The 26,419-nt window shown below is 73.2% G+C and carries 31 protein-coding genes and 3 pseudogenes; 11 read left to right on the top strand and 23 right to left on the bottom strand.

Annotated elements, in window-relative coordinates; genetic code table 11:
• Nucleotides 1–101 precede the first annotated feature (101 nt).
• Genes ACGFMK_RS34775 through ACGFMK_RS34760 form a run of 4 tightly spaced genes read right to left on the bottom strand, consistent with a single transcriptional unit; the run spans nt 102 to nt 5,483 of the window.
• Nucleotides 102–1,205 carry an SWIM zinc finger family protein gene (locus ACGFMK_RS34775; RefSeq protein WP_392772425.1) on the bottom strand — a complete coding sequence of 368 codons (1,104 nt, stop codon included), beginning with the start codon at nt 1,203–1,205 and terminating at the stop codon, nt 102–104.
• Nucleotides 1,202–3,727: a DEAD/DEAH box helicase gene (locus tag ACGFMK_RS34770; protein ID WP_392772489.1), complete on the bottom strand. Its 2,526-nt coding sequence runs from the start codon at nt 3,725–3,727 to the stop codon at nt 1,202–1,204. Before ACGFMK_RS34770 ends, ACGFMK_RS34775 begins: the two co-directional genes overlap by 4 nt.
• A gap of 44 nt (nt 3,728–3,771) precedes the next feature.
• Nucleotides 3,772–4,554: an ABC transporter permease gene (locus ACGFMK_RS34765; RefSeq protein ID WP_392772422.1), complete on the bottom strand. Its 783-nt coding sequence runs from the start codon at nt 4,552–4,554 to the stop codon at nt 3,772–3,774.
• Nucleotides 4,551–5,483, bottom strand: coding sequence for an ATP-binding cassette domain-containing protein (locus ACGFMK_RS34760; protein WP_392772419.1), 933 nt, complete (start codon nt 5,481–5,483; stop codon nt 4,551–4,553). The genes ACGFMK_RS34765 and ACGFMK_RS34760 overlap by 4 nt, the downstream gene beginning before the upstream one ends.
• 79 nt (nt 5,484–5,562) lie before the next feature.
• Between ACGFMK_RS34760 and ACGFMK_RS34755 the strand changes: the two genes are divergently transcribed.
• Nucleotides 5,563–6,339 carry a TetR/AcrR family transcriptional regulator C-terminal domain-containing protein gene (locus ACGFMK_RS34755; protein WP_392772416.1) on the top strand — a complete coding sequence of 259 codons (777 nt, stop codon included), beginning with the start codon at nt 5,563–5,565 and terminating at the stop codon, nt 6,337–6,339.
• Here the strand turns inward: ACGFMK_RS34755 and ACGFMK_RS34750 are convergent.
• Nucleotides 6,322–7,500, bottom strand: coding sequence for a cytochrome P450 (locus ACGFMK_RS34750; protein WP_392772413.1), 1,179 nt, complete (start codon nt 7,498–7,500; stop codon nt 6,322–6,324). The two genes, ACGFMK_RS34755 and ACGFMK_RS34750, sit on opposite strands and share 18 nt — an antisense overlap.
• An 85-nt stretch (nt 7,501–7,585) precedes the next feature.
• Here ACGFMK_RS34750 and ACGFMK_RS34745 point away from each other — a divergent pair, with 85 nt between their 5' ends.
• From ACGFMK_RS34745 to ACGFMK_RS34725, 5 genes are read left to right on the top strand one after another with little or no spacing between them, the layout of a single operon-like run.
• Nucleotides 7,586–8,656, top strand: a complete 1,071-nt coding sequence (locus ACGFMK_RS34745) for a TetR/AcrR family transcriptional regulator (protein WP_392772410.1) — start codon at nt 7,586–7,588, stop codon at nt 8,654–8,656.
• A gap of 21 nt (nt 8,657–8,677) precedes the next feature.
• Complete coding sequence (locus tag ACGFMK_RS34740) at nt 8,678–9,967, top strand: RNA polymerase sigma factor (RefSeq protein ID WP_392772407.1); 1,290 nt, start codon at nt 8,678–8,680, stop codon at nt 9,965–9,967.
• Nucleotides 9,964–10,728 carry an alpha/beta fold hydrolase gene (locus ACGFMK_RS34735; RefSeq protein ID WP_392772405.1) on the top strand — a complete coding sequence of 255 codons (765 nt, stop codon included), beginning with the start codon at nt 9,964–9,966 and terminating at the stop codon, nt 10,726–10,728. Before ACGFMK_RS34740 ends, ACGFMK_RS34735 begins: the two co-directional genes overlap by 4 nt.
• 1 nt (nt 10,729) lies before the next feature.
• Complete coding sequence (locus tag ACGFMK_RS34730) at nt 10,730–11,065, top strand: YciI family protein (protein WP_392772402.1); 336 nt, start codon at nt 10,730–10,732, stop codon at nt 11,063–11,065.
• Nucleotides 11,065–11,550, top strand: coding sequence for an AraC family transcriptional regulator (locus ACGFMK_RS34725; RefSeq protein WP_392772400.1), 486 nt, complete (start codon nt 11,065–11,067; stop codon nt 11,548–11,550). Before ACGFMK_RS34730 ends, ACGFMK_RS34725 begins: the two co-directional genes overlap by 1 nt.
• A gap of 54 nt (nt 11,551–11,604) precedes the next feature.
• Here the strand turns inward: ACGFMK_RS34725 and ACGFMK_RS34720 are convergent, their stop codons facing one another.
• Nucleotides 11,605–12,057 (bottom strand): DUF1772 domain-containing protein, encoded by a 453-nt coding sequence (locus ACGFMK_RS34720; RefSeq protein WP_392772397.1) that lies wholly within the window; start codon nt 12,055–12,057, stop codon nt 11,605–11,607.
• Between the two features lie 17 nt (nt 12,058–12,074).
• A complete protein-coding gene (locus tag ACGFMK_RS34715) occupies nt 12,075–12,896 on the bottom strand; it encodes an NmrA family transcriptional regulator (protein WP_392772395.1) in 822 nt (273 codons plus the stop codon).
• A gap of 82 nt (nt 12,897–12,978) precedes the next feature.
• Here ACGFMK_RS34715 and ACGFMK_RS34710 point away from each other — a divergent pair, with 82 nt between their 5' ends.
• Nucleotides 12,979–13,917 carry an AraC family transcriptional regulator gene (locus tag ACGFMK_RS34710; protein ID WP_392772392.1) on the top strand — a complete coding sequence of 313 codons (939 nt, stop codon included), beginning with the start codon at nt 12,979–12,981 and terminating at the stop codon, nt 13,915–13,917.
• Here ACGFMK_RS34710 and ACGFMK_RS34705 read toward each other — a convergent pair.
• The 8 genes and pseudogenes from ACGFMK_RS34705 to ACGFMK_RS34670 form a co-directional block, all read right to left on the bottom strand.
• A complete protein-coding gene (locus ACGFMK_RS34705; RefSeq protein ID WP_392772389.1) occupies nt 13,883–14,320 on the bottom strand; it encodes a YybH family protein in 438 nt (145 codons plus the stop codon). The genes ACGFMK_RS34710 and ACGFMK_RS34705 overlap by 35 nt on opposite strands.
• Nucleotides 14,317–14,745, bottom strand: a complete 429-nt coding sequence (locus ACGFMK_RS34700; protein WP_392772386.1) for an SRPBCC family protein — start codon at nt 14,743–14,745, stop codon at nt 14,317–14,319. The genes ACGFMK_RS34705 and ACGFMK_RS34700 overlap by 4 nt, the downstream gene beginning before the upstream one ends.
• A complete protein-coding gene (locus tag ACGFMK_RS34695; protein WP_392772384.1) occupies nt 14,742–15,089 on the bottom strand; it encodes an ArsR/SmtB family transcription factor in 348 nt (115 codons plus the stop codon). Before ACGFMK_RS34695 ends, ACGFMK_RS34700 begins: the two co-directional genes overlap by 4 nt.
• Nucleotides 15,090–15,113: 24 nt before the next feature.
• On the bottom strand, nt 15,114–16,190 hold the full coding sequence (locus ACGFMK_RS34690; RefSeq protein WP_392772381.1) for a hypothetical protein: 1,077 nt from the start codon (nt 16,188–16,190) through the stop codon (nt 15,114–15,116).
• 205 nt (nt 16,191–16,395) lie between these two features.
• A complete protein-coding gene (locus tag ACGFMK_RS34685; RefSeq protein WP_392772495.1) occupies nt 16,396–16,575 on the bottom strand; it encodes a hypothetical protein in 180 nt (59 codons plus the stop codon).
• A gap of 192 nt (nt 16,576–16,767) precedes the next feature.
• Nucleotides 16,768–17,299 (bottom strand): annotated as a pseudogene (locus ACGFMK_RS34680) (class I SAM-dependent methyltransferase); the annotation flags it as partial.
• Between the two features lie 171 nt (nt 17,300–17,470).
• The gene (locus tag ACGFMK_RS34675) at nt 17,471–18,673 is read right to left on the bottom strand and encodes an RNA polymerase sigma factor (RefSeq protein WP_392772379.1); all 1,203 of its coding nucleotides are present in this window, start codon (nt 18,671–18,673) and stop codon (nt 17,471–17,473) included.
• Nucleotides 18,670–19,014: a YciI family protein gene (locus ACGFMK_RS34670; protein WP_392772376.1), complete on the bottom strand. Its 345-nt coding sequence runs from the start codon at nt 19,012–19,014 to the stop codon at nt 18,670–18,672. The genes ACGFMK_RS34675 and ACGFMK_RS34670 overlap by 4 nt, the downstream gene beginning before the upstream one ends.
• A gap of 108 nt (nt 19,015–19,122) precedes the next feature.
• On the opposite strand from ACGFMK_RS34670, the pseudogene ACGFMK_RS34665 reads away from it, so the two are divergent.
• A pseudogene (locus ACGFMK_RS34665) lies at nt 19,123–19,644 on the top strand (alpha/beta fold hydrolase); the annotation flags it as partial.
• Between the two features lie 9 nt (nt 19,645–19,653).
• Nucleotides 19,654–20,700: a site-specific integrase gene (locus ACGFMK_RS34660; RefSeq protein WP_392772374.1), complete on the top strand. Its 1,047-nt coding sequence runs from the start codon at nt 19,654–19,656 to the stop codon at nt 20,698–20,700.
• Here the strand turns inward: ACGFMK_RS34660 and ACGFMK_RS34655 are convergent, their stop codons facing one another.
• A complete protein-coding gene (locus ACGFMK_RS34655) occupies nt 20,701–20,865 on the bottom strand; it encodes a hypothetical protein (protein WP_392772373.1) in 165 nt (54 codons plus the stop codon).
• A gap of 25 nt (nt 20,866–20,890) precedes the next feature.
• Here ACGFMK_RS34655 and ACGFMK_RS34650 point away from each other — a divergent pair, with 25 nt between their 5' ends.
• Nucleotides 20,891–21,400 (top strand): CGNR zinc finger domain-containing protein, encoded by a 510-nt coding sequence (locus ACGFMK_RS34650; RefSeq protein WP_392772371.1) that lies wholly within the window; start codon nt 20,891–20,893, stop codon nt 21,398–21,400.
• 159 nt (nt 21,401–21,559) lie between these two features.
• Here the strand turns inward: ACGFMK_RS34650 and ACGFMK_RS34645 are convergent, their stop codons facing one another.
• Nucleotides 21,560–21,838, bottom strand: coding sequence for a hypothetical protein (locus tag ACGFMK_RS34645; protein WP_392772492.1), 279 nt, complete (start codon nt 21,836–21,838; stop codon nt 21,560–21,562).
• A gap of 73 nt (nt 21,839–21,911) precedes the next feature.
• Nucleotides 21,912–22,223, bottom strand: a pseudogene (locus tag ACGFMK_RS34640) (class I SAM-dependent methyltransferase); the annotation flags it as partial.
• A 99-nt stretch (nt 22,224–22,322) separates the two neighbouring features.
• On the opposite strand from ACGFMK_RS34640, the gene ACGFMK_RS34635 reads away from it, so the two are divergent.
• Nucleotides 22,323–23,099 (top strand): SGNH/GDSL hydrolase family protein, encoded by a 777-nt coding sequence (locus tag ACGFMK_RS34635; protein WP_392772368.1) that lies wholly within the window; start codon nt 22,323–22,325, stop codon nt 23,097–23,099.
• Here the strand turns inward: ACGFMK_RS34635 and ACGFMK_RS34630 are convergent.
• Genes ACGFMK_RS34630 through ACGFMK_RS34610 form a run of 5 tightly spaced genes read right to left on the bottom strand, consistent with a single transcriptional unit; the run spans nt 23,079 to nt 26,403 of the window.
• Nucleotides 23,079–23,693: a TetR/AcrR family transcriptional regulator gene (locus ACGFMK_RS34630; RefSeq protein ID WP_392772365.1), complete on the bottom strand. Its 615-nt coding sequence runs from the start codon at nt 23,691–23,693 to the stop codon at nt 23,079–23,081. The two genes, ACGFMK_RS34635 and ACGFMK_RS34630, sit on opposite strands and share 21 nt — an antisense overlap.
• A gap of 19 nt (nt 23,694–23,712) precedes the next feature.
• Nucleotides 23,713–24,150, bottom strand: coding sequence for an SRPBCC domain-containing protein (locus ACGFMK_RS34625; protein ID WP_392772362.1), 438 nt, complete (start codon nt 24,148–24,150; stop codon nt 23,713–23,715).
• Nucleotides 24,147–24,467 carry a metalloregulator ArsR/SmtB family transcription factor gene (locus tag ACGFMK_RS34620; RefSeq protein WP_323328049.1) on the bottom strand — a complete coding sequence of 107 codons (321 nt, stop codon included), beginning with the start codon at nt 24,465–24,467 and terminating at the stop codon, nt 24,147–24,149. The genes ACGFMK_RS34625 and ACGFMK_RS34620 overlap by 4 nt, the downstream gene beginning before the upstream one ends.
• Nucleotides 24,467–24,853, bottom strand: a complete 387-nt coding sequence (locus ACGFMK_RS34615) for a VOC family protein (protein ID WP_392772359.1) — start codon at nt 24,851–24,853, stop codon at nt 24,467–24,469. The genes ACGFMK_RS34620 and ACGFMK_RS34615 overlap by 1 nt, the downstream gene beginning before the upstream one ends.
• 26 nt (nt 24,854–24,879) lie before the next feature.
• The gene (locus tag ACGFMK_RS34610; RefSeq protein ID WP_392772356.1) at nt 24,880–26,403 is read right to left on the bottom strand and encodes an FAD-dependent monooxygenase; all 1,524 of its coding nucleotides are present in this window, start codon (nt 26,401–26,403) and stop codon (nt 24,880–24,882) included.
• Nucleotides 26,404–26,419: the final 16 nt, after the last annotated feature.

Raw genomic sequence — 26,419 nt, 5'->3', positions numbered from 1 at the left:
GCGCACGGGTGAGAGCCCGCGCGCCCGCACCCCCAGTGACCCGGCGGAAGCCGCCGTCACGGGACAGGAGACAGCGAGGTCCGCGCTGGATACCGGGAATTTCAGCCCAGCAGCAGACCCGGGTCGGTCTCCGGCGCCCCGGCGGGCCACCACACCCCGTCTTCGAGGCGGTAGGGGTGCCATCGGCCGTGGTGGTCCAAGCGCAGCTGCGTCTCGCCGAGCGTGCAGTGGTTGCGCTCGAACACCGGCTCGACGTCGGCGAGCGCGGCTCGCGCGGCCGCCACCACCGGCTTCGGCGGTGTCCACGTCGTGTCGAGGACGTCGAGCCCGGCGCGGCCACCGTGCGTCCACGCCGCGACCGCCCGGTCGAACTCCGGCCCCTCACCCAGCTGCGCGGACGGGAACTGCGCGGCCATGCGGACCGTGTCCTGCCGGCGGCTCGGCCACGGCTCCCCCGCCAGCACCGCCCGGGCCTGCGCGGAGGCATTGGCTACCAGCAGCGCGAACGCCTCCGCGGGCACCCCCGGCGCGGCCGGGATCGACGGCGCGCCCGACGGCCGGAACTCCGCCAGGTCGGGCAGCTCCCCCGGCGTCCGGTCGACGTCGGCGGAGAAGGCCGCGGGCGGCGCGGTCCGGCTCTCCAGCTCCTCCCGGATCTCCCGCTCGCCCCGGCCACGCATCAGCAGCAGCACGAACGGATCGGCGTCGAGCAGCCACGACGCCTGGAACGACAACGCCGCCGCGTGCTTGCACGGCAGCTCCCAGCCCGGGCAGTCGCACTCCGGGTCCAGGTCGCCGATCACCGGCAGCAGGTGGACGCCGGCGTCGTCGGCCGCCGCCACCAGGTCCGGCGGCATGTCGCGGTCCAGCAGCGCCGCCAGGTGCCCGGCCCGCGACGCGACTCGGTCGAGGAACCGCGCCCAGTCCTCTTCGGACAGTTCCGCCAGGCTCAGCTGGGTGCGGTACGGGCCGCCGCCAGCGCTGTCCACGTCATCGACCACGGCCGCGATCCGGCCCGGGCTCACCGTGATCGGCCCGACCAGCCCGGCCGCGGCGTACCGGCGGCCCTGCTTGAGCTGCCGCAGGTCCAGCGCCGTGTCCTCCATCGCGCTCACCCACGCCCGGCCCCACCACGACGTCGCGAACCGCCCGCGCGTCCCGGTCGGCCCGAACGCGGGGAAGCCCCGCACGCGCTCGTCGGTCATCCGCGGCTCCTTAGTTCGACGAGCTCCGCGAGCTCGGTGTCGGACAGTTCGGTCAGCGCCGCCTCGCCGCCGGCCAGCACCGCGTCGGCCAGGGCCCGTTTCTCCCGCAGCATCGCCGCGATCCGGTCCTCGATGGTGCCTTCGGCGACGAGCCGGTGCACCTGCACCGGCCGGGTCTGCCCGAGCCGGTACGCGCGGTCGGTCGCCTGGTCCTCGACGGCCGGGTTCCACCAGCGGTCGAAGTGCACGACGTGGTCCGCGCGGGTCAGGTTCAGCCCGGTACCCGCCGCCTTGAGCGACAGCAGGAACACCGGCACCGCGCCGTCCTGGAACCGCTGCACCAGCTCCTCCCGGCGCGGGACCGGCGTGCCGCCGTGCAGCAGCTGCGTCCCGATCCCACGCTCGGCCAGGTGCCGCTCCAGCAGCCGGGCCATCGCGACGTACTGGGTGAACACCAGCACCGCGCCACCCTCGGCGAGGATCGTGTCCAGCAGCTCGTCGAGCAGCTCCAGCTTCCCGGAACGGCCGCCCGGCTCCTTGAGGTACTGGGCCGGGTGGTTGCAGATCTGCTTCAACGCCGTCAGCAGCTTCACGATCCGGCCGCGCCGCGCCATCCCGTCGCTCGCGGCGATGCCGGCCATCATCTCCCGCACGACCGCCTCGTACAGCGCCACCTGCTCCGGGCTGAGCGCCACCGGCCGGTCCGTCTCGGTCTTGGCCGGCAGCTCCGGCGCGATGCCCGGGTCGGACTTGCGCCGCCGCAGCAGGAACGGCCGCAGCAGCCGGGCCAGCCGCTCCGCCGTCGCCGGGTCACCCGCCTCGATCGGCTTCGCCCAGCGCGCCCGGAACTCGGCCAGCGACCCGAGCAGCCCCGGGGTCGTCCAGTCGAGGATCGCCCACAGCTCCGAGAGCGTGTTCTCCACCGGCGTGCCGGTCAGCGCCACCCGCGCCGAGGCCGGCACCAGCCGCAACGCCTTCGCCGTGCTGGAGCGGTGGTTCTTGACGTGCTGGGCCTCGTCGGCGACCAGCAACCCCCACCGGAGGGCGGCCAGCGGCGCGGGATCGGTCCGCAGCGTCCCGTAGGTGGTCAGGACGAAGCCGTCGAGGTCCTCGACGTCGTCGAGGGAGCGGGCCACGCCGTGGAATCGCCGCACCGGCACACCGGGGGCGAACCGCCGGATCTCGCGTTCCCAGTTGCCCAGCAGCGAAGCCGGGCACACCACCAAAGTCGGCCCGGCCGCCCGGTGCAGGTGCAGCGCGATGAGCGTGACCGTCTTGCCGAGACCCATGTCGTCGGCGAGGCACCCGCCGAGGCCCAGCTCGGTGACCGTCGCCAGCCACTGCAGCCCCCGCAGCTGGTAGTCCCGCAGCGACGCGGCCAGCCCGGACGGCGGCACCGGCGGTTCCGGTGGCGCGGACAGCCGCTCCCGCAGATCGGCCAGCCAGCCCTCGGTGACGACCTCGACGGGTTCGCCGTCGACCTCGGTGGTGCCGGTCAGCACGGCACCGAGCGCGTCCACCGGGGTCAGCGGCTTGAGCGTCCGCTCGCGGGCCTTCGCCGCGAGCGCCGGGTCGACGAGCACCCAGCGGTCCCGCAACCGCACCACCGGACGCCGTGCCTCGGCGAGCGCGTCCAGTTCCGCCTCGGTCAGCACCTCGCCGCCGAGCGCGAGCTGCCAGTCGAACGCCAGCGCCCGCCCGCCGCCGAAGAACGACGGCAGATCCCTCGGCGTGTCTCCTGCGACGACCACCGCGCGGGCGCTCAGCGAACCGGCCAGCTCGGCGGGCCAGTGCACGTCGATCCCGGTCGCCGCCAGCCGTGGGGCCGCGGCCGTCACCAGCTCGGTCAGGTCGTCGCCGACGAGCGCCAGCTCGTCCGGGACGGCCGAAGTGAGCAGCGGGCTCAACGCCGGCCACACCTGCGCACCCCGCCGCAACGCCAGCACGACGTCGATGCGGGCGCGCGGCCCGAACCGGCCGGTCTCCCACAGCTCCGCCGCGTCCGCGACCTGCCCGGGGTCGGCGAGGCTGCGCACCTGGACCACGGCCCGGTAGCGCCCGGCGTCGAACCCGTCGGGCGCCTCGACGCGCAGCGACACGCGGATGCCGGAGTCGAGGCCCGCGGCCAGTTCGTCCGCCCAGTCGCGGACGGCGTCGGCCCGCTGGGGCGCGACCGCGGCGAACAGCCGGGTCCCAGCGGCCTTCGCCGCGGCGGGAGTGCGGGGCAGGGTGTCGGCGACGGCGTCGAGAAACGCCCGCAGCAGCGGACCCGGCGCCCGCTCGTCCACCGGCATCGCGGCGGCGAGGTCCCGCAGCCACGCCGCTTCCGCCGGTTCGAGCGGTCCGACACGCCAGGCGTCGTGCCCGGCGTCGGTGACACCCGGCAGCAGCCGTCCCACGGCGACCAGGCGCAGCGCGGCCTTCGCCGCCGTCGCCCAGAACACCGCGGACGGTTCGGTGTCCTCGGTGGCGAGCAGTTCGCGGAGACCGTCCGTTATGGACAGTCGTCGTGCGTCGAGCAGGATGTGCCCGGCCCGAGGGGGTTCCCCGGGCCGGAAATCGGCGTTCAGTTCCCCAGCCTCCCGTATCGGCGCACGGACAACGGCACGAACACCGCGAGCAGGACCAGCGGCCAGAGCACCGCCATCAGCACCGGGTGCGTGCTCACCCAGGACGTGCCCGCGGCTCCCGGGTTGCCGAACAGCACCCGCGCGGCCGTCACCGTCGAGGACAACGGGTTCCACTCGGCCACGGTTCCCAGCCACGCCGGCATGGTCGCGGTCGCGACGAACGCGCTGGAGAGGAACCCGAACGGGAACTCCAGCGTCTGGGCGAGCGTCACCATCGACGGGTCCGTGGTCAGCAGGCCCAGGTAGATCCCGGCCCACACCAGGGTCGTTCGCAGCAGGAGCAGCAGCGCGAGCGCGGCGAGCGTCTCGCCGAGGCTGCCGTGCGGGCGCCAGCCGACCGCGAAGCCGCAGCCCAGCAGCACGGCCAGCGCGAGCACGGCGTTGACCAGGTCGGCGGCCACTCGGCCGGTGAGCACCGCCGAGGGCGCCATCGGCAGTGACCGGAACCGGTCGGTGACGCCCTTGGCCGCGTCGTCGAGCACCGCGATCATCGTCCCCGACAGCCCGAACGCCATGGTCATGCCGAACATCCCCGGCATCAGGAACTCGCGGTAGGAGCCGCCGCCCGGCACGGTCATCCCGCCGCCGAGCAGGTAGGCGAAGATCAGCACCATCAGGATCGGGAACGCCACCACCGTGGCCAGCCGGGCCGGGCGCCGCGCCAGGTGCGCGAGGTAGCGCCGGGTCAGTGTCCAGCCGTCCGTGATCGCCCAGTTCACCGCGCCACCCCCGTCCCGGTCAGCTGCAGGAACACCTCGTCGAGCGTCGGGTGCCGCAGGGCCACGTCGGCGAACGCCAGCTCGGTCGCCGCCAGTTCGCGCACCACGTCGGTCAGCATCGACGGCTCGGCCGGCGCGCTCACCCGCAGCTCCTCGGCGACCGGCTCGGTCCCGGTGACGCGGGCGAGCAGCGCCGTCGCCGCGCCCATGACGTCCGGATCGGTCAGCACCAGCTCGATCCGGGTCGCGCCGAGCGATCCCTTCAGCTCCGCCGGGGTGCCTTCGGCGATGACGCGGCCGTGTTCGACCAGCGAGATGCGGTCGGCCAGGCGATCGGCCTCCTCGAGGTACTGGGTGGTGAGCAGGACGGTCGTGCCGTCGTCGACCAGGGACCGCACCGCCTTCCACACTTCGATGCGGCTGCGCGGGTCGAGCCCGGTCGTCGGCTCGTCGAGGAACAGCACCCGCGGCGCCGCGAGCAGCGACGCGGCCAGGTCCAGCCGTCGCCGCATGCCACCGGAGCAGGCGGACACCGGCTTCGCACCGGTGCCCGCCAGGTCGAACCGCTCCAGCAGGTCGTCGGCGCGGCGGGTGGCCTCGCGGCGGCCGAGGTGGTGCAGCCGGCCGAACAGCACCAGGTTCTGGCGTCCGGACAGCAGTTCGTCGACCGCGGCCTGCTGGCCGACCAGCCCGATCGCCGAGCGGACCTTCGCCGGTTCGGTGGCGACGTCGAACCCGGCCACGCGCGCGACACCGTCGTCGTGCCGCAGGAGCGTGCTCAGTACGCGGACGGCGGTGGTCTTGCCCGCGCCGTTGGGTCCCAGCAGGCCGTGCAGGGTGCCGGCCGGGACGGACAGAGCGAACCCGTCGAGGGCGTACGCGTCGCCGTAGCGCTTGCGAAGTCCCTCGGCCTGGATCTGCAGAGTCATCTTCCCCCTTAACTCTGTACTGTGTACGAAGAAGAGGTTAGCACAACTCTGTACAACGTACGAGGATTCGGTGGGCAGAATGACCGACGTGAACACCGAGGATGACGGCGGTACCGACCCGCGACGGGTGATCGAGCTGCTCTGGGGTGTTCCCGGGCCTCCGCGACGTGGCCCGAAGCCCAAGCTGACCACGGCCGACGTCGTCAAGGCCGGTATCACCCTCGCCGACGCCGACAGCCTCGACGCGGTCACCATCCGCCACGTCGCCGAGCACCTCGGCGTCTCCCCCATGTCGCTCTACACCTACGTTCCCGGCCGGGACGAGCTGCTCGAGCTGATGATCGACCACGTCCGAGGCGAGCTGCCCGTCCCGGAACCCGGCCTCGGCTGGCGCGCGGCGCTGACCGCCATCGCCGAAGCGGCCTGGGACCACTTCCACCGGCACCCGTGGCTGCTGGAGGCCGCCACCACCCGCTCGGTCCTGGGCCCGCACAGCTTCGCCCGGTACGAGCACGAACTACGCGCGATCGACGGCATCGGCCTGGACGACGTCGAGATGGACTCCGTGATCACCATCGTCAACGGCCTTGTCCGCGCCACCGCGCGCACCTCCGTCGACGCCGCGCGCCTGGTCCGCGCCAGCGGCCTGACCGACCTGCAGTGGTGGGAGCGCGCCGCGCCGGTGCTGGCCGGTATCCCGGCCGCCGACGCGGCGAACTTCCCCCTGGCATCGCGGGTCGGCCAGGCCGCGGGCGAGACGCACAACGCCGCGTCCGACGCCGCGCACAGCTTCCGCTTCGGTCTCGCCCGCGTCCTCGACGGCATCGAGGCCCTGGTGTCAGAGCGTCAGCGGTAGCGCCGACGGCCGCCAGGTCCCGCCGTCCGGTGTGCGTGGAACGTCTTCAACGGCCAGCTCGATGTCGGGGAAGCGGCCGAACAGCGCCGACAGCGCCACCTCCGTCTGGACCCGGGCGATCGACGCGCCCAGGCAGAAGTGCGGGCCGTGCGAGAACCCCAGCTGCGCCGGCCCGGACCGGGTGACGTCGAGCCGGTCGGCCCCGTCGAACACCCGCGGGTCGCGGTCGGCGGCCACCATCGCCGCGGTCACCCGCTCACCTTCCCGGATCAGCGTGCCGTCGATCTCGACGTCCTCGCGCGCGAACCTCGGCGTGGTCAGCAGCTGCGGGCTGCACCACCGCATCAGCTCCTCCACCGCACCCGGCCACAGCGCCGGATCGTCGCGCAGCAGGGCGAGCTGGTCCGGGTGGGTGAGCAGGGCTTCGACGGCGTTGGCGATGAGGTTCACCGGCGTCTGCCCGGCCAGCACCAGGTGCCACACGAGCGTGACCAGCTCGGTGTCGGTGAGCCGGTCACCGTCCTCGGCCTGGGCGCGGACCAGGTCGCCGATGAGGTCGTCACCCGGCTCGGCCCGGCTGCGCGCGACGACGCCTTTCGCGCCCTCGACGATCACCGGGATAGCCGCGGCGAAGTCCTGGCCGATCCCGCCGGCGACCGCGGCGCCGTACTCCCGCCAGGCCGGTCGGTCCGCCGCGGGAATGCCCACCAGCTCGCAGATGACGTCCATCGGCAGGGGCCGGGCGAAGTACGGAATCAGGTCGACGACGCCGTTCTCGGCGTGCGACGGCAGCTCGTCGAGCAGCCGGTCGGTGATGGCCGCCAGGCGTGGGCGGAACTGCGCGGCGCGCTTCGGCGTGAACGCGGGCGCCACCAGCCGTCGTAGCCGCAGGTGCTCGGCACCGTCCTGCTCGGCCATCGTCCGCATGTACTCGAGGCAGTGCTCGGGGATGCCCGGCGGGCGCATGAAGCTCTCCGGCTTCACCTCGAACCGCGGGTCGGCCAGCATCGCGCGAGCCTCGGTGTAGCGGGTCAGCGCCCAGAACGGGCCGAAGCCGGGGATCACCAGCCGGGCCACCGCGCTCGCCTCGCGGGCCTGGTCGTAGGCGGTGAACGGGTCGGTGAGCACCTTGAAGTCGGTCAGGTCGATCTCGGGGATCATCGAAACTCCACATGTTCAGATCAGATGTTCTGATCATCTGGATGGTCACGGTATCTTCACCGGCAACACCGAGGCAAGGAGGACGATGGCCGGACTCAGCAGGGCGGCAACCCAGGAACGCAACCGAGCGAAGGTGCTCGCCGCGGCCCGGGACGAGTTCGCCCGGCGCGGCTTCCGCGACACCAAGATCGACGTCATCGCCGAGCGCGCCGAGCTCACCCGCGGCGCGGTCTACTCCAACTTCCCCGGCAAACGCGCGCTCTACTTCGCCGTCCTGGCCGACCTAGCCGAACACGCACCCCGGCTCGCCACGCCGCCGTCGCACCCCAGCGCGCCGGACGCCCTCGCCGCGTTCGCCCGCGCCTGGGTCGCCCGCCTCCCCCTGGCCACCGACAGCGACAGCGAAGAAGCCCGGCTCACCCGCGAGCTCCTGCCGGAGATCCTCGCCGACGAGCACACCCGCCGGCCGTTCGCGCAGCTCATGCGGATCGACGCGATCCTGCTCGGCCTCGCCCTCGAACGCCTCGCACCCGGGCGGCGCCTGGTGCGCGTCGCCGAAGCCGCGCTGACCACGCTGTACGGCGCGAGCCAGCTCGCGGCCGCCGCGCCCGGCTTCGGCGAGCCGTTCCACATCGTCACCGCCTGCGCCCGGCTGCTGGAGCTGGACCTCGGTGACGACTGGCCGGACACCCCGCCGATCACGCCCCACGCCCGGGCCGTCGACGGGCCGTGGGACCCGCCCGCCGCGCTCGACCAGCTCACCGGCGAAACCGTGCGCCCCGGCGACGGCGTCGTCACGGTCCTCGGCCTGCACCGCGCCGCCGCCTTCGAGGAAGCCGTCCGCGCCGGGGCCGACGTCACCGTCGCGCTGGTCACCAGCGACCCCGGCGAACTCGCCTCGCTGGCCCGGCTCGCCGTCGCCGACCTGCGAGTGTGCCTCGATCAGGCGTTCCCGGCGCCGCGGGAGCCGCGCCTGCGGATCGTCTCCGACGCGGGGGGCGCGCTGGCCGCGGCCGCCGGGGTCACCGCCGTCAGCGACGCCACCGAAACCGCCGTCCGCGTCGAAGGCGGCCGGATCGTCGCGCGCGCCGAGGGCTTCGGCGCCTGCCACGCCGTAGCTGTCGAATCGGGGCCGGGCCGTTCGTCGGGACGGTGACAGCAACCGGGAGGAGTGGTGGTGGACGTCGAGACCGCGGTCGCCGAAGCGTTCCGTGAGGAGTGGGGCCAGGTCGTGGCCACGCTGATCCGGATCACCGGCGACTGGGACCTCGCCGAGGAGTGCGCCCAGGAGGCCTTCGCGCTCGCCCTGCGCACCTGGCCCCGCGACGGCGTCCCGAAACGACCCGGCGCCTGGCTCACCACCACCGCGCGCAACCGCGCCACCGACCGGCTCCGGCGCGAAACCCTCGGCGCCGCCAAGCTCCGGGAGGCCGGCCGCATGCACGTCCCCGAAACACCCGAGGTTCCCGGCCACGACGACAGCGGGGTTCCCGACGACCGGCTGCGGCTGATCTTCACCTGCTGCCACCCGGCGCTGGCCACCGAAGCCCAGGTCGCGCTCGCCCTGCGCACGCTGGCCGGGCTCAGCACCGCCGAGATCGCCCGCGCGTTCCTCGTCCCGGAAGCGACCATGTCTCAGCGGCTGGTGCGGGTGAAACGCAAGATCCGCAACGCCGGCATCCCCTACCGCGTCCCGCCCGCGCACCTGCTGCCCGAACGCACCGCCGCCGTGCTCGGCGTGCTGTACCTGACGTTCAACGAGGGCTACTCCGCCAGCGCCGGACCCGACCTGCTGCGGCCCGACCTCGCCGCCGAAGCCGTCCGCCTCGGCCGTGTCCTGGCCCGGCTGATGCCCGACGAACCGGAGGTCCTCGGCCTGCTCGCGCTGATGCTGCTGCAGCACGCCCGCCGCGCGACCCGCGTCGGCCCCGGCGGCGTGCTCGTCCCGCTGGAGGAACAGGACCGCACGCGCTGGGACACGGCGTTGATCGCCGAAGGCACACAGCTGCTCGAGACGGCGTTGCGGCGACGGCACCCCGGGCCGTACCAGATCCAGGCGGCCATCGCGGCCTGTCACGCCACCGCGGCAACACCCGGCGACACCGACTGGGCCCAGATCGCCGGGCTCTACCGCGAGCTGCGCAGGTTCGTCCCCAGCGCGGTCGTCGAACTCAACCGGGCCGTCGCCGTCGGCATGGCCGACGGCCCGCTCGCCGGGCTGGCGCTGCTCGACGAGCTGGCCGTCCCGCTCGAGGGCTACCACCTGCTGCCGGCCACCCGTGCCGACTTCCTCCGCAGGCTGGGCCGCCACACCGAAGCCGCGCACTGGTACGCCACGGCCCGCGAGCTGGCCACGACCGCTGCCGAGCGCAGCTACCTCACCCGGAGAATTTCCGAAGCGGTGTCGGTCCCGGGCGGGCCCGATCGTCGGGAGAGCGAACCCCGACCTCCGGAGGAAACGCCATGACCACCCTCGCCGTCCGCGGCGCCACGCTCACCTACGACGTCACCGGCAGCGGTCCCGCGCTGCTGCTGGTCCCCGGCGGCCCCGCCGACGCTTCGGTGTTCACGCCGATCCGGCCGCTGCTGGCCGAAACCCACACCGTCGTCACGTTCGACCCGCGCGGCCTGTCCCGCAGCCCGCTCGACGGCGAACCGGGTGACGACGTCGTCCGCGAACACGCCGACGACGTGCACCGGCTGCTCACCGAGATCGGCCCCGCCGACGTCTTCGCCAACAGCGGCGGCGCCATCACGATGCTCGAACACCTCGTGCGCCACCCCGGCCAGGTCGGCACGGTCGTCCTGCACGAACCCCCGGTCACGCGTTACCTGCCCGCGGGTGCCCTCGACGGGCCCGACATCCCGGCGCTGTACCGCGAACAGGGCATCGGCCCGGCCTTCGCCGCGTTCATGGCGCTCGTGGGCGTCGACCCGGCCCCACCGCTCGACCCGGGCGCCGAAGGCAACTTCACCTACTTCTTCGGCCACCTCATGGCCGCCGTCGGCGCCTACGACCCGGACCTCGACGCCCTCCGCGCGGTGACCACCCGCCTGGTCGTCGCCGTCGGCGAGAAGAGCGTCGGACAGTCCGCTCACGAAGCGGGCCTGGGTCTCGCCGCCGCCCTCGGCCTGACCGCCGAACCGTTTCCCGGCGACCACGGCGGGTTCCTCGCCGAACCCGCCGCCTTCGCCGCACACCTGCGCGAAGTCCTGGAAGGACACTGAAGTGCAGTACCTGCTCATGATCTGCGGCGACGAGACCGCCGAGGAACACCAGTACGACGGCTGCGACGGCTGGGGTGAAGACCTCGAACGCCGTGGCAAGATCCGCGGCGGGGGCGGCCTGCGCCCGCCGTCGGAAGCCACCACCATCCGCGTCCGCGACGGCGAAGTCCTGCTGACGGACGGGCCGTTCACCGAGGCCAAGGAACAGGTCGGCGGCTACGTCGTGCTCGACTGCGACGACCTCGACGAAGCCCTCGAGATCGCGGCCAAGCACCCGGCGGCCACCTACGGCAGTATCGAGGTCCGTCCCATCCGGCCGCCTGAGGAGTTCGCCTGATGCCGTCCATCGTGGACCGGCCCGCCCAGCGTTACGTCGCCGAGCGCGCCACCCTCGGGATCCCGGAGTTCCCGCGGATCGCCGACCGGCTCCCGCCGCTGATCGGCACCCTGGCCGGCCAGGGGATCACCCTGGCCGGGGCGCCATTCTTCCGCTACCGCGTCATCCACCCCGGGATGCGCTTCACCGTCGAGGCCGGCGTCCCGATCGAGGGTGACTTCGCCCCGGCGGAACCGGCGTTCACGGGCGAGCTGCCCGCCGGGAAGTACGTCCTCGACACCTATGTCGGCGCTCCGGACGGCCTGGCCGCCGCGACGCAGTCGGTGCTGACCTGGGGCGACGCCGAGGGCGTCACGTGGGACCGCACCGAGGGCCCCGACGGCGAGGAGTGGGGCTGCCGCCTGGAAGTGCTGCGCACCAACCCGCTGGAGGTGCCCGACCCGGCGCAGTGGGTCACCGACCTGCTCTTCCGCCTGGCCGACTGACCTGCCTCGTGAGTGCGTAACAGTGTTCTAACACTGTTACGCACTCACGACCGGTCAGCCACGGCGGGTGAGCACCGCGGCGACCAGGCAGCCGAAGCCCGCCGTGCTCGCGATGGTGCGCAGTACGTTCCAGCGCACCCACGACGTCTCGAACTGCGCCCGCAGTGCCGCGTAGTCGGTTCCGCCGCTCTCCAGCGCGTTGTTGAGCGGGATGTTCAGCGCCCCGGTGATCACCAGCATCGCCGCCAGGCATGCGAACCCCGCGATCACCCACGGCCGCGGCCCCGGGTTGAGGAAGATCGCGACACCCGCCAGCAGCGGCGCCCCGAGGAACGTGAGCATGAAGACCGGGTTGACGATCGCGACGTTGATCCCGCGCATCGCCTCGACGAACGTCCTGTCGTCACCGCGCGCCAGCCCCGGCATCACCGAGCACGAATAGGCGTAGAACAGCCCCGCGAGCAACCCGGCCGCGACCACCGCGGCCACCAGCACCACCGTCGACATCGGTGTCACCTTCCCCTTCACCGGGCCCAGACCCCGGTCGCCGCCGCGTCCCGCGCGAACTCGGCGAAATCCGTCGCCGGACGGCCCAGCACCCGCTCGACGTCGTGCGTCACCGACTCGTTGCGCCCGTCGAGCACCCGGGAAAACAGCTCGGTCAGCGCGCCGGCCTCCTCCGCCGGGACGCCGTATTCGACGGCCGCGGCCGCGTAGTCCTCCGCGGAAACCGGAACATAGCGGACATCCCGGCCCGACGCGGCCGAAATATCGGCGGCGGCGTCGGCGAAGCTCAGCAGCCGCGGCCCGGTCAGTTCGTACCGCCGGCCCGTGTGCCCGGGCTCGGTCAGCACCTTCACCGCCACCTCGGCGATGTCACGGGCGTCGAGGAACGGCTCGGTCACCGCGCCCGCGGGCAGGGCGATCTCGCCGCTCCGGACGGCGTCGAGCAGGAAGTGCTCGCTGAAGTTCTGGGCGAACCAGCTGCAGCGCAGGACCGTCCAGCCGGTGCCGGCGTCGGCGACGATCTGCTCGCACGCCTCGGCTTCCTCCTCACCGCGGCCGGAGAGCAGCACCAGGTGGCGCACGCCTTCGGCGACGGCCAGCGCGGTGAACGCCCGGATGTCGTCGGCCGCGCCGGGCACGACCAGGTCGGGGTAGTAGGTCAGGTAGACCGCGTCGACGCCCTTGAGCACCGGGCCCCAGGTGTCACGGTCGGCCCACTCGAACGGCGGCGCGCCCCGCCGCGACGTGATCCGCACCGGCAGGTCGCGCTCCCGCAGCCGGTCCGCCACCCGGCGCCCGGTCTTGCCGGTGCCGCCCACCACAAGAAAGTTCGTTGTCATGGCTGTGAGTCAACCGGGCCACGGTGAGACTCTCCATGGTTCAGAGACTCGATAGCATGTTTCATCGTCTACACTCGGGCGCATGGATCCGCTCGCCGCTCTGCTCGACGGCCCCCGCGCGCACGGCGCGTTCCTGCTGCGGTCGGTGCTGACCCCGCCGTGGTCGCTGCGGATCGAGGACCAGGCGCCGCTGACCGTCGTCTCGGTCGTGCGCGGCGAAGCGTGGATCGTGCCCGACGCCGGCGAAGCCGTCCTGCTGCGCGAAGGCGACGTCGCGATCGCGCGCGGCCCGGACCCCTACCTCGTCGCCGACCACCCCGAGACGCCGCCGCAGGCGCTGATCCTGCCCGGGCAGGAATGCCGCACGCCCGACGGCGGGCACCTCACCGACTACGCCGACCTCGGCGTCCGGACCTGGGGCCACGGCACCGACGGCCCGGTCGTGCTGCTCACCGGTACCTACGGCATGGAAGGCGAGCTCAGCAAACGGCTGTTGGCGGCCCTGCCGGTGCTGATCGTGCTGCGCGCCACCGACTGGCCGACCCCGCTGGTCGGACTGCTGGCCGGGGAGATCGGCAAGGACGTCCCCGGCCAGGAAGCCGTCCTCGACCGGCTGCTGGACCTGCTGCTCATCGCGGCGCTGCGGGCCTGGTTCGACCGGCCCGACACCAGCGCACCCGCCTGGTACCGCGCCCATGACGACCCGATCGTCGGCCAGGCCTTGCGGTTGCTGCAGCACCAACCGGCCGAACCGTGGACGGTCGCCAAGCTCGCCGCCAACACGGGCGTCTCCCGTGCCGCACTGGCCCGCCGGTTCGCCGCGACGGTCGGCGAAACGCCGATGGCCTACCTGGCCGGCTGGCGGCTCGCCCTCGCCGCGGACCTGCTGCGCCAGCACCGGGACGCGACGATCGGCGCGGTCGCCCACCAGGTCGGCTACGGCAGCGCGTTCGCGTTGAGCGCGGCGTTCAAGCGCGAGTTCGGCGTCAGCCCGCAGCAGTACCGGGTGCCAGCCGGGTGAGCGCTTCGCCGGTGGCGCCGTCGAACGGGACAGAGCTGTGCTCGTGGACGATCTTCCAGCCGCCGCCGCCGCCGTCGTCGCGGCGGAGGCCGGCAGTCGAGCGGACCCACATCGCGACGTCGGTTCCGTCGAGCATCGTGCCGCGGACGTGGAACAGGTAGGACGCGAAGGCGACGTCGCCGTCGGCGACCACGTCCAGGTCGCGGATGTCCAGCTCGATCGCCGACCGGTAGGCGCCGAACCACTCCTGAAGCCGAGCCCGCTCCGCGTCCCGGCCTGTGTCGCGCAGCGGACCGACCGCGTCGAACAGGGTGACGTCCTCGGCGTAGCAGGCGAGGAGCGCGTCGAGGTCCTTCGCCGCTACGGCCGCTACGCGGGACTCGATCAGCGCCGTGGGGGTCATTTCAGCTCCTCGCCCAGCTTGTCCAGCCAGTCGCCGGTGCCCTGCTCACGCCAGGCGGGTTCCTCCGCGCCGTCGAGGAAGGTGCCTTGTTCGGTGAGGACCAGGCGGGTGCCGTCGCCGTCGGGGACCAGCTCGACGGTGGTCGTCGAGACGGTCGCGAGGGTGTCGCCGCCGGTCAGCGTGGTGGAGTAGACGATCCGCTCACCCGGCACGATGTCGTGGTAGGTCGAGGTCGCCGCCAGCTTGGTGCCGTTCGGCGCGGTTCCCGTGGTCACCTCGCGGCCCCCGGTGCGGAAGTCCAGCTCGTGCGTTTCCCCGCCGTACCAGCGGGCTTTCGCGGCGGGATCCGCCCAGGCGTCGAACACCCGCGACAGCGGTGCGGTGTAGGTCCGTTCCAACGTGAACGTGGCGTGCGTGACGGTCATGTCGTGCTCCCTTCGGAGGTGCCGGGCCCGTCGAGGACGTCGCCGAGCCGGTCGAGCCTGCCTTCCCACGCGGTGCGCTGGTGCCCGAGCCAGTGCTCGCCGGCGCGCAGCACCTCCGGCTCGATCCGGCAGGTGCGCACCCGGCCGACCTTCTCCGAGCGCACGATCCCGGCCGTCTCGAGCACCTGCAGGTGCTGCACGACGGCGGCGAGCGACATGGTCAGCGGAGCGGCCAGCTCACTGACCGACGCCGGGCCACGCACGAGCCGCTCCACCAGGGCCCGCCGGGTGCGGTCCCCCAGGGCGCGGAACACCAGGTCCAGCGCCTCGTCATGGTTAAGCATCTACTTAAGTTAAGTTCGCTCGGCTCATTGGTCAAGTAACTGCTTAAGTGTTGCCGGAACGTCTGTGTCCTTCAGGGCTGCACGTACCTGGCTCAGGCGATGGTCGGCGGCGTCCGCCCGGGCAGTGCAGGTGCGCAGCTCGGCGCCCAGGTTCGTGGTGGTCTCGTGCATGGATCGGACGGTTTGCTCGTGGGCCGCCTGGACCTCGGCGAGCCGCTGGTCGAAGCCGGCCCGGAGGCGTCCGGCCTCGGCCTGAGCGCGCGCCGCGGCTTCCTGGCTGGCCTTCGCGGTGTCCTCGCGCGCCTTCGCGTGCTCCTCACGTGCGGCGTCGAGCTTCTGTGAGACGGCTTCTGCTCGGGTTTCGGCGGCCTCGGCGCGGGCGGTCGCGGCTTGCGCTCGGAGGTTGGCGTCCTGACTGCGGGCACGTTCCTCGTCTAGCGCGGTGCAGGTGGCCGTGAGCTCGGCGGTGAGGGTGGCGATCGTCGTGGCCCGTTCCCCGGCGAGGGCCGCGGACGCTTCGGCCCGCTCGGCGACGCGGGCGAGTTCGTCCCGGACGGCGGCCAGCTGCCCTTCGGCCCGCTGCTGCTCCTGGACAGCAGCCTTCCGCACCGCGCGTTCCTGGTCACGCTCGCGGACGGCGGCCGTCTTTTCCTTCTCGGCGACGGCCGCCTGCTGCGTGGCCTCTTCGGCGAGGTCCCGGGCCTGGGCGGCTTCGGCGTCGGCCCGGCCGCGCTGGAGACGGTGCTCGTCGGCCTCGGCCAGGGCGGCGTCCCGTTCGGCGAGGGCGGTGGCGGTGGTGGCCTCGAGCTGGTGGCGCAGGGTCGTCAGCGTCTCCACGAGCCCGCGCGCCGGTTCCAGCACCCGGTCGACCTGGCCCGCCAGCGCCGTGACGGCGGTGTCGTCGAGCGCGGTGTCGCTCTCCCGGAGGGACTCGGCGTCCGCCAGGACCGCTTCGGCATCGCGGCAAGTGAGGTTCCGCCGTCCCCAGGTCTTCCCGTCCTGGCAGAACCGAGCCCGGCTCCCCCGGCCCACAGCGGGTGGCAGTGCCGCTCCGCAGCGGCGGTACTCGCAAACCCGGGCTTGACCAGCGTCTTCCGTCATGATCGAGACCCTATCAAACCTTCTAATCAGAATTAGAAGCTACCGTTCTAAATCAGAAGATAGACGAAGACGTGCTTGAGTTTGGATAAGGTCACATATCCAAACTCAGATGAGCCCGATGGCCCGCCGGGGACTTGAGGGGCACTGGGAGGCCCTCGAAAAACTGGGTGCCCCCTCCGGAAGCCTTCCGGAGGGGGCAGGTCGCTTACTTGGAGAGAGACCCGCTGACGTAGAGCACGCCGCCCATCCGCAGGTCGTCGTCCTTCAGCGGAAGGTTGTGGGTGGCCAGCAGCTCCCGGATGGTCCTCCCCTCCAGGCTCCAGCCGAGGCCGGTCAGGTAGGGAGCCGCCTCGTTGCGCTCACCGAAGTAACGCACCTTCGCCATGTCGGCCTCGAAACCCTGCGCACGCCAGCGTTCGGCCGTGCGGTTCAGGCTCGCCTTCGTCGCTTCCTCGTCCCCCGGCTTCGGGTTGGGCCTGCTCTCGGTGGCCACCCGGCTGCCCGGCGCGCTGAGTGCGGTGATGGTGTCCAGCAGGCGGTCCTGCGCCTCCGGCGGCAGGTAACCCAGCAGGCCTTCGGCGCTCCACGCGGTCGGCCGGGTCGAAGCCGGCGGTGCGGAGTGCGGCGGGCCAGTCGTCACGCAGATCGACCGCGGCCACCCGGCGCTCGGCGGTGGGCGCGGCGCCCAGCTCGGCCAGAGTGCGGGTCTTGAACTCGACGACCTGCGGCTGGTCGAGTTCGTACACCACGGTGCCGGTGGGCCAGGCCAGCCGGTACGCGCGGGAATCCAGCCCCGAGGCCAGGATCACGGCCTGCCTGATGCCGGCGTTCGCCGCGTCGAGGAAGAAGTCGTCGTAGAACCTGGTCCGGACCTTGGCCACGTCGATCGCCGACTGCTCGACCAGGTCGCCGGGAGGCAGCTCACCGCTGGCCAGCCGGGTCAGGAGGTCGACGCCGACCGCCCGGACGAGCGGCTCGGCGAACGGGTCGTCGATGAGCGACCGATCCTCACGGGTCGCGATCGCCCGGGCCGCGGCCGCCGCGGTGGCGGTCGTGCCGACGCTGGACGCCAGGTCCCAGGTGTCGCCGTCGTGCCTGGTGGAAGTCATGTGCTGCCCCGTCTTTCGCCGTGCCTGCCCGTGCGCGAGGCGATCCTAGGGCGCGGGCTCGCGACCGTTGGGTCGCCATCGCGCTGCGGCAGGAGATCCCTCACTCGGGCTGGGACTCGATCACTCCGCCAGGCGTGGGTGCCGCAGGGGCGAGGGTTCTCGACCGTGGGGTCACCTCTGGGGTGTGGCCGCGGCCTGAGCCCGTTTCCGTTGCAGCAGCGCCTTTTCCGTGGTGTTGCCGGTCAGCTCGATCGCCGTCGTGTACGCCGTGATCGCGTCTTCGGTGCGGCCCAGGCGGTCGAGCAGGTCCGCGCGGATCGCGTGGAACAGGGGGAACGCGGCGAGGTCGAGGGCGTCAACCAGGGCCAGGGCATCGGCGGGCCCGTCGACCTCCGCGACGGCGACCGCCCGGTTGAGCGCCACCACCGGGGTCGGGGTGAGCACGAGGAGCTGGTCGTAGAGCTGCTTGACCTGTGCCCAGTCCGTGGGGGCGTCGCTGTGCACGGCGTTGATCGCCGCCTGGACCTGGTACGGGCCCGGCTGGTTCCGTCGCAGGCAGCGGCGGACGATCTCCTGGCCCTCGGCGATCTGGCCGGCGTCCCACCGGGAACGGTCCTGGTCGGCGAGGAGGACGAGGTCGCCGTCGGCGGTGGTGCGGGCGGCGCGTCGGGAGTCGATGAGCAGCATCAACGCGAGCAGGCCCCAGACCTCGGGTTCGTCCGGCATCAGGCTGCTCAGCACCCGGGTGAGGCGAATCGCCTCGCGGCAGAGGTCTTCGCGGACCAGTTCGTCGCCGGCGCTGGCGGTGTAGCCCTCGGTGAAGATCAGGTAGAGCACGGCGAGCACCGCCGACAGCCGGCCGGGCAGGTCGGCGGCCTGGGGGACGCGGTACGGGATGCCGGCGTCGCGGATCTTGTTCTTCGCGCGGACGATGCGCTGGGCCATGGTGGGTTCGCCGACCAGGAACGCGTCCGCGATCTCGGCGGTGGTCAGGCCGCCGAGCAGCCGCAGGGTCAGCGCGACCTGACCGGTGCGGGCCAGCGCCGGGTGACAGCAGGTGAAGATCAGGCGGAGCCGGTCGTCGGGGACGGCGCCCTCCTCGACTGGCTCGGTCTCGGCGTGCAGCAGCGCGGCCTGGGCGTGCTTGTCCTCGCGCCCGGCCTCGCGGCGCAGCCGGTCGATGGCCCGGTTGCGGGCGGTGGTGATGATCCAGCCGGCCGGACTCGGCGGCACGCCGGTCTCCGGCCAGCGCCGGACGGCCTCGGCGAACGCGTCCTGAACGGCGTCCTCGGCGATGTCGATGCTCCCGAAGACGCGCACCAGCACGGACACCGCCCGGCCGTACTCCTCGGCGAAAACGCGTTCGACGCTCATGTGCCGTCGTTGAAGGGCCGCACCTCGACGGGCAGGGGTGCGACGGCGTCGGCGAGCCGGCGGCCCCACGCGAGGGCGGCGTCGTGGTCGGGCGCGGAGATGATGGTGAACCCGCCGAGGTGTTCGCGGCCTTCGGCGAAGGGCCCGTCGGTGACGAGCGGCTCCGCGGCCCGCACGACGGTGGCGGACGACGGCGGGTGCAGTCCCCCGGCGAACACCCAGGCCCCGGCCGCCTTGAGGTCGGCGTTGAGCGCGTCGAGCTTCTTGGTGACCTCGGCGAGCACTTCCGGCGGCGGGGTCGGGCCGTCGGGCTGGTAGATGCTGAGCAGGTAGTGCGTCACGGCAGGATCATGGCATGAGGACGGTGACCGTCCGCGGTACGCGGGGACCCGCCGTGCTGCTGGTGCACTCCCTCGGCCTGGACCGGTGCTCGACCGGCTCGCCAAGGGACGCCGGGCGACGCACCCAAGCCGTTCACCATGGCCGCCACCGCCGCCGACCTGGTGGCCGTGTTGGACGCGCTCGGGGTGGAGGCCGCGCACGTCGCCGGGTTGTCGCTGGGCGGAGCGATCGCGCAGGCCGTCGCGGTCGCCGCACCTGAACGGTTCGCATCGCTGACGCTGATGGCCGCGCCAGACCGGCCCGTACCCGAGGCGATCGAGGAGCGCGCCCCGGATCGCCGAGACCGAGGCATGGCCGCGCTGGTCGAGCTGGCCCTGGGGCGCTGGTTCACCGCGACCGAGCTCGCCGTCGACAGCGAGGGTGTGCGGTACGCCCGTGAGTGCGTCGCCTCGTTCGATCCGGCCACCTGGGCGGCGATCGCCGGCGGCGCGGACGCGTCGATCCCGGTCGACGGCGGGGCGCGGTTCGCGGTGCTGCCCGGCGCGCCGCACATCCAGCCGCTGGAATGCCCCGAAGCGGTGGCCGACGCCGTGGGCGGGTTCCTGCCCGCGGAGATCGACATCCCGTAACCTCGGCGCGTGCCTGGCGACCTGGAACCGGTGACCGACGCGGCCCTGGCCGCCGCGAGCCCGGAAGACCGGCTCGCGCTGCTGGACGAGGCCGCGGCGCGGCACGTCGACGGGCAGCGGCCGCCCAACACGCTCAAGGCGTACGCGCAGGACTGGCAGGTGTGGCAGGACTACACGGCCGAGACCGGGATTCCGCCGCTGTCGGCGTCGATCGGCGCGCTGACCGGGTTCGTCGTGTGGCTCGAACGCGGCCGGACGCTGCGCCCGGACGAACGGGCCGTGCCCGAGGTGCCGGAGCGGGCCGCGCCGGCGGCGCCGTCGACGATCGAACGGCGGCTGACCGGCGCGCTCGCCGGGCTGCGGCACCACAGGGTCGTCATCGACACCGAAGCGAGCCGCGCGGCGTGGCGAGCGCTGAAGGGGTACCGGCAGCGGCTCGCGCGGGAAGGCGTCAAGCGCGGCCGCGGCAAGGCCACCATGGTCACGCTCGCCGACCTGCGGGCGATGTCGCGCGCCTGCCCGGACACCCTCGCCGGCGCCCGTGACCGGGCGATGCTGCTGATCGGGTTCCCGATCGCCGCACGGTGCTCGGACCTGGCGAACCTGCTGGTCACCGACGTCGAGCCGGTCGACGACCGGGGCCTGTCGGTGACCGTGCGGCACGGCAAGAGCACCGGTGCCATGGTCGTGCCGCGCCGGGAGAGCCCGGACACCGATCCGGTCCGGGCGTGGCACGCGTGGCGCTCGGGCGCCGGGATCGGCGACGGGCCCGCGTTCCGCCGGGTCGACCGGCACGGCAACGTCGGGGTGCCGGCGCTGAGCACGACCGGCGTCAACCAGATCCTCACCCGGGCCGGCGTCCGCGCCGGGCTGCCGTACCCGGTGACCGGGCACTCCCTGCGGTCCGGGTTCGCCACCGAGGCGCGCCGGGCCGGGGCCGACGACCTCGCGATCGCCGATCAGGGCCGCTGGGTGCGCGGCAGCCGGGCGTTGTACGAGTACATCCGCCGCGTCGACCAGTGGGACGACAACGCGGCGGGCGTGCTCGACCTCTGATCACCGGGTCAGCTGCCCTTTCGTCGCGCCGACGACCTGGCCGTCGAGGCGGGCGAGCCAGCTGCCGCAGACGCAGCGCACGTACTCGAGCCGGCGGGAAACGGGCTGGGCCACGGGCAGGTCGGCGAGCGGCCAGCCGCAGCGGGGGCAGCGGTGGATGTCCATGCCCCGATCGTGCTGTAATGACTTAGTGCACTTCAACCCTTACGGCGGTCCGGCCGCGCAGGTCGCCGCCGACCTGGTCAACGCCGGGCCGGCGGGTGAGCTGGTCGACGCGATGGTCCGCAACGGCATGTCCATCACCGCGCTGACCGACGACGAGGCCACTCGCATCGGCGCCTGGGCCGCCCGGCTGCGCCCGGTGTTCGCAGCGATGCCTGCCGAGCGCGTCAGCCTGGTCAACGCGCTGCTCGCGGAGTCGGCGTGCCGGCCGTACATCACCAGTCACGACGGCAAACCGCCGCACCTGCACTACTCCGAGGAGGACGCCGGCCCGGTCGGCCGCGTCCGCGCCTACACCTCCGGCGGCCTCGCCCACCTGGTGTGCGAGGCGCCGGATCGCCTCGGCATCTGCGGCCGCGAAGGCTGCGAAACGGCGTACGTGGACACCTCCCGCAACGGCCGCCGCCGGTTCTGTTCGACCCGCTGCGCGACCCGCGTCCACGTCGCCGACCACCGCGCCCGGCAGCTCACCGCCTAGGCGAAGACCTTCGAGAGCCACGTCTCCCCATCGCGGACATCGGTGCCGCCGAAGTGCTTCCCCGGTTCCCTCACGGTGACTTCGCCGCCCGTAGAACGTCAGCCCGGTCTCTCGGCCACCGACGCGGCTCGTACCGGATGGGCCACGACTTCGAGGTCGTCATCCGGCCGGAGACTTTTCCGCTCGCCAGGCGAGGACCATCGGGCTGGGCTCGCCGCCCTCGGCGAACCGCTCGAACGTCAGGCCCGCGTCGAGGACCGCGTGCAGCAGTTCGGGCAGCGGCAGGTGCGCGGCGCCGACCTTGTCGCGCAGGCCCTGGTCGGTCCACGACGCCGTCGTCCAGCCGGCCTCCCGGTACCCGGGCCGGATCACGACGGCGCGTTCGTCGGAGCGGTCGGCGAACCCGCCGCAGAAGCACGGGTGCACGCCGACGTGCACGAACACCCCGCCGGGGCGCCAGGACGCGGGCGACTTCGCGGAGCACGGCCGGGTACGCGGGCATGTCGGTGTGCACCATGACCGCCACGCCGGCGGGCAGCGACCCGGACGCGAACGGCAGAGCCCCGGCGTCACCCCGCACGACCGGCAACCGGCCGGACGCGTACCGCAGCATGCCTTCGGAGACGTCGACCCCGAGCGGGGTCCAGCCGAGGGACCGGATCAACTCCGAGTGGACGCCGGTCCCGCAGCCCACCTCCAGGCAGGGCCCGTCGCCCGGCCCGAGCAGCTCTCGCACGGCAGGCCGGATGGCGAGGGGATCTTCGCGCTGCCCGGCCAGGAAGGACGTCTCGTACCACTCGGCGATCGCGTCGTAAGCCGTCATGCTTCCCGTGTACCGGCTCGCGCGGACGCCGAGCCAGGGATTCCGCGACGGGCGGAACCGGGTCTCGGGTGATCGGCGTCGCTGCTTAGACTGGATCACATGAGCAAGCGCTTAGTGGCACTGGGGGACTCGTTCACCGAGGGCGTCGGGGACGACGATCCGGCCGCTCCGAACGGGGTGCGCGGCTGGGCCGACCGCGTCGCCGAGGAGCTCGCGGCCCACGAGCCGGGCTTCCGGTACGCCAATCTGGCCATCCGCGGGAAGCTGATGGGGCAGGTGCTCGCCGAGCAGCTCGAGCCGGCCTTGGCGATGGAGCCCGACCTCGTGACGCTCTACGCGGGCGGCAACGACCTGATGCGGCCCAAGGTCGACGTCGACGCGCTGACCGACGCCTACGAAGCCGCCGTCGCCCGGATCCGCGCGACCGGGGCCCGGCTCGTGCTGTTCACCGGGGTCGACGGCGTCGAGGACCCGCTGTTCCGCACCATCCGCGGCCGGGTCGCGATCTACAACGAGAACGTCCGCGGCATCGCGGCCCGCCACGGTGCGCTGCTGGTGGACATGTGGGCCATGCGGCAGCTGCGCGACCGGCGGCGCTGGGCCCCGGACCGCTTGCACCTCAACGCTTCCGGCCACACCGAGGTCGCCATGGCGGTGCTGGACGTCCTCGACGTACCGCACCAGCTCACCGCGGCCGAGCTGGGCCCGCGCGAAGTGCTCAGCCCGGCCGAGCGGCGCAGCCAGAACCTGCGCTGGGCGCAGGAGCACGCCGTGCCGTGGGTGCGGCGGCGCCTGCGCGGCGAGTCGTCCGGGGACACCATGACCGCGAAGCGGCCGGCGCTGGAGCCGGTCGGCTCAGCGGCTCTCCCCCGCTGACGCGCGCGGGCGCAGCCCGTCGAAGAGGATCGCCACGGCCCGGTCGCGCAGGCGCGCGTCCGGGCCGGCGTACTCGGCGGCCCGCGCGGTGCCGATGATCACCGTGATCAGCTCGCCGACGACGAGGTCGTCGCGGACCGCGCCGGCGCCCTGCGCCCGCGAGAGCAGCACACCCAGCGACTCGATCAGCCGGGCGCCGATGCCGGACTCCGCCTTCGGCACGGTGACCCCGGCCGCGGTGAGCGCTTCGAAGTAGGCGTTCTTCGCGCTGGACATCTCGATCCAGCTGGTCAGGAACGTGAAGAAAGCGCCACCCGGGTCGGCGGAGTCCGCCGCGACGACGGTTTCGGCCTCGTCGACGAACCGCTGCAGCCGGTTGTAGAGCACGGCTTCGAGGAGGGCTTCCTTCGTCGGGAAGTGCCGGAAGACGGTGCCGATGCCGACGCCGGCCGCGCGGGCGACCTCTTCGGTCGGCGCGCCGGTGCCCTTGGTGGCGAACACGGTCTCGGCGGCGTCCAGCACGCGCGCCCGGTTGCGCCGGGCGTCCGCGCGCAGCGGCTTCGACGCGTGGGGATCAGCGGCGGCGGGGGTCACCACCCGATGGTAGCCGTGCTTACCCGGGCAGCGTGTCCAGCAGCCGGGCGAGGGCCCGCGGCACGTGGGAGCGCCAGCCGCCGCCCATGATCCGCCGCGACATCCGCTGGAACTCGTCGTCGGGGTCGAAGCCCTCGTGGCTGAGGAAGAGCCGGGTGCCGGTGCCTTCGGGCTCGAGCCGCCAGGTGACCGTCCACTGCGGACCCCAGCGGATGCTGAGCTTGCGTTCCGGCTCGACCTCCAGGACCTCGCACTCCACCGGGCCGCCGGCGAACCCGGCCGCGGGCACCGGCTCGGCCAGCAGCTCGAACCGGTGGCCCACCACGGGTTTGATGTCGTTGGGCATGTCGATCCAGCGCTCCAGCAGGTCCGGCTCGGTGAGCGCGCGCCACACCTTGCGGGCCGGGTGGGCGAGGAACTGGTCGACGTGGATCGCCGTCGGGTCGTCGTCGGTCACAGGTCCTCTTCCTCGTCGAGCAGGTCACGCAGGTTGGCGAGCTTGCTCCGCCAGAAGCGTTCGTACGGGGTGAGCCAGTCCGCGACCTCTTCGAGCGGAGCGGCTTCCAGACGGTAGACGCGGTTGCGGCCCTGCCGCTGTTCGTCGACCAGGCCCGCTTCCCGAAGCACCCGAAGGTGTTCCGAGAGGCTGGGGCGGGCCATCGCGAACCGCTCGGCGATCGCGCCCGCGGCCATCGGGCCGTCGAGCAGCAGCCGCAGCACCTCCCGGCGCGCGGGGCTGGCCAGCGCGGCGAAGACGTCGTCGTTGACCGGCACTAGCGCGGCCAGTTGCCGAAGTCGGACGCCTCGAGCAGGCCGATGCCGTGGCCGTCGAGGTCCCGCAGCGACGTGGCCCGGCCCCACGGCCGCTCCTCCGGCTCGGCAACCTCGACCCCGGCCGCCCGCAGCGCGGCGACGTCCGCGTCGAGGTCGGTGGTCTGCAGCTGGAAGTGCCGCGGCCCGGCCTCGATCCCGGTGACCTGCTGGTCGGTGAGCACCAGGCCGGTCCGCGCGCCCTTGGGGGCCACCATCACGAAGTGGCCGCCCTCGGGCGTGCGCCGGTCGACGAGCGCCTCGAAGCCGAGTTTCCCGACGTAGAAATCCCGTGCGCGGGCGTGGTCGGCGACGGGCAGGGTCAGGAACTGCACGTGGGTGATCGTCATGCGGCCGACAATACGTAGGATATCTCCTACATGTCAACGGGGGTGCCGAACCACCGCTCCGAAGCCGAGCGCAGCGCCTTGCGATCGGCGTCGCCGGGCTCCACCGCGCTCGTCGCCCAGGCCACGTACCCGTCGGGCCGGATCAGCATCGCGGTCGCGTCCGGAGCGGCCTTCCCGGTGACGACGTCGACGCGGTCGGTCCAGCCTCGCAGCTCGTCGCCGAGCGAGGCCGCCGGGGTCAGGTCCAGCAGCAGCGGCCGGGCCGTCCTGGTCAGCTCGGCGAGCCGGACTCCGTTGTCCAGCACCAGATCCGGAGCCCACCGGCCGTCGAGCGGGTGACTGGTGGCCGGCTCGTAACGGACGTCGGCGCCGGACATCAGATCCGCGATGTGCTGGACGGTGCTCGGCTGCCGCAGCAGCTCACCGAACAGCTGCCGCAGCGCCGTGACCTCACGGCCCGGCGCGATGAGAGCGGACTGCGCCTGGGTGTGCATGACGACGCGTTCGGCGACCGGGCGGCGTTCGGCCTCGTAGGTGTCGAGCAGGCCGACCGGAGCCCAGCCCTGGACCTCGGCGGCGAGTTTCCAGCCGAGACCGGCGGCGTCCTGCAAGCCGAGGTTGAGCCCGGGCCCGCCGATCGCCGAGTGGACGTGCGCCGCGTCGCCGACCAGCAGCACGCGGCCGTCGCGGAACCGGTCGGCGAGCCGGGTGTTGCGGCCCTTCAGCCGGCGCAGCAGGTGCGGGCCGTCGCCTTCGGGCGGGCCGATCGGCAGGTCGAAGCCGAGGACCCGCCGGACGCTCGCGCGGACCTCGTCGAATGTCACCGGGCGGTCGTCGTCCTCGTCGTCGGCCCACTCGATGGTGGTGACGCCGGTGCCGGTGGCGAGCGTCGCGTAGACGAAGAGGCCGTGTTCGGTGCGGTAGTGGAACAGCGGCGGGATCACGCCGTGGCCCGGCACCCGCAGGCCGCCGGTTTCAGCGTCGATCAGCTCCGCGGGCACGGTGGCGCTCGCGCTGTAGGAGATCGTGCGGTCCTCGGTGACGCCGGGGAACCCGATGCCGGCGAGCTTGCGGGTGACGCTCTTGCCGCCGTCCGCTCCGACGACGTACCGCGCGGTCAGCTCGTACGGCCCGTCCGGCCCGGCGACCTCGAGGGTGACCTTCCGGTCGTCCTGAGCGAAGCCCGTCAGCGCGTGGCCCCGGCGGACCTCGACGCCGAGTTCGGCGGCGCGCCCGCCGAGCACGGCTTCGATCTGCCGCTGCGGGACCGGGAGGATGTTCAGCGGGTTGGGCTCGGCGAGCGTGAGGTCGAGCCGCATCGCGCCGAACACGAAGGCGGGCGTGGGCGGGCCGATCGGGCCGGCCAGCCGCTCGTGCAGGCCACGGCGGTCGAGCAGGCGCACGACCTGGCCGACGAGCCCGTTGGCGCGGGGCACCGCGCTCGGTTCGGGCAGCTGCTCCAGGACGACCGGGCGGACTCCGGCGAGGGCCAGCTCGCAGGCGAGCATGAGGCCGTTGGGGCCGGCTCCGGCGATGACGACGTCTTCCATGGCAAACTCCTTGTCG

This window comes from Amycolatopsis sp. NPDC049252 (assembly GCF_043197175.1).
Taxonomy (GTDB): domain Bacteria; phylum Actinomycetota; class Actinomycetes; order Mycobacteriales; family Pseudonocardiaceae; genus Amycolatopsis.
Note: the sequence above shows the minus strand (reverse complement) of the source record. Positions and strands in the feature narration are given on the sequence as shown.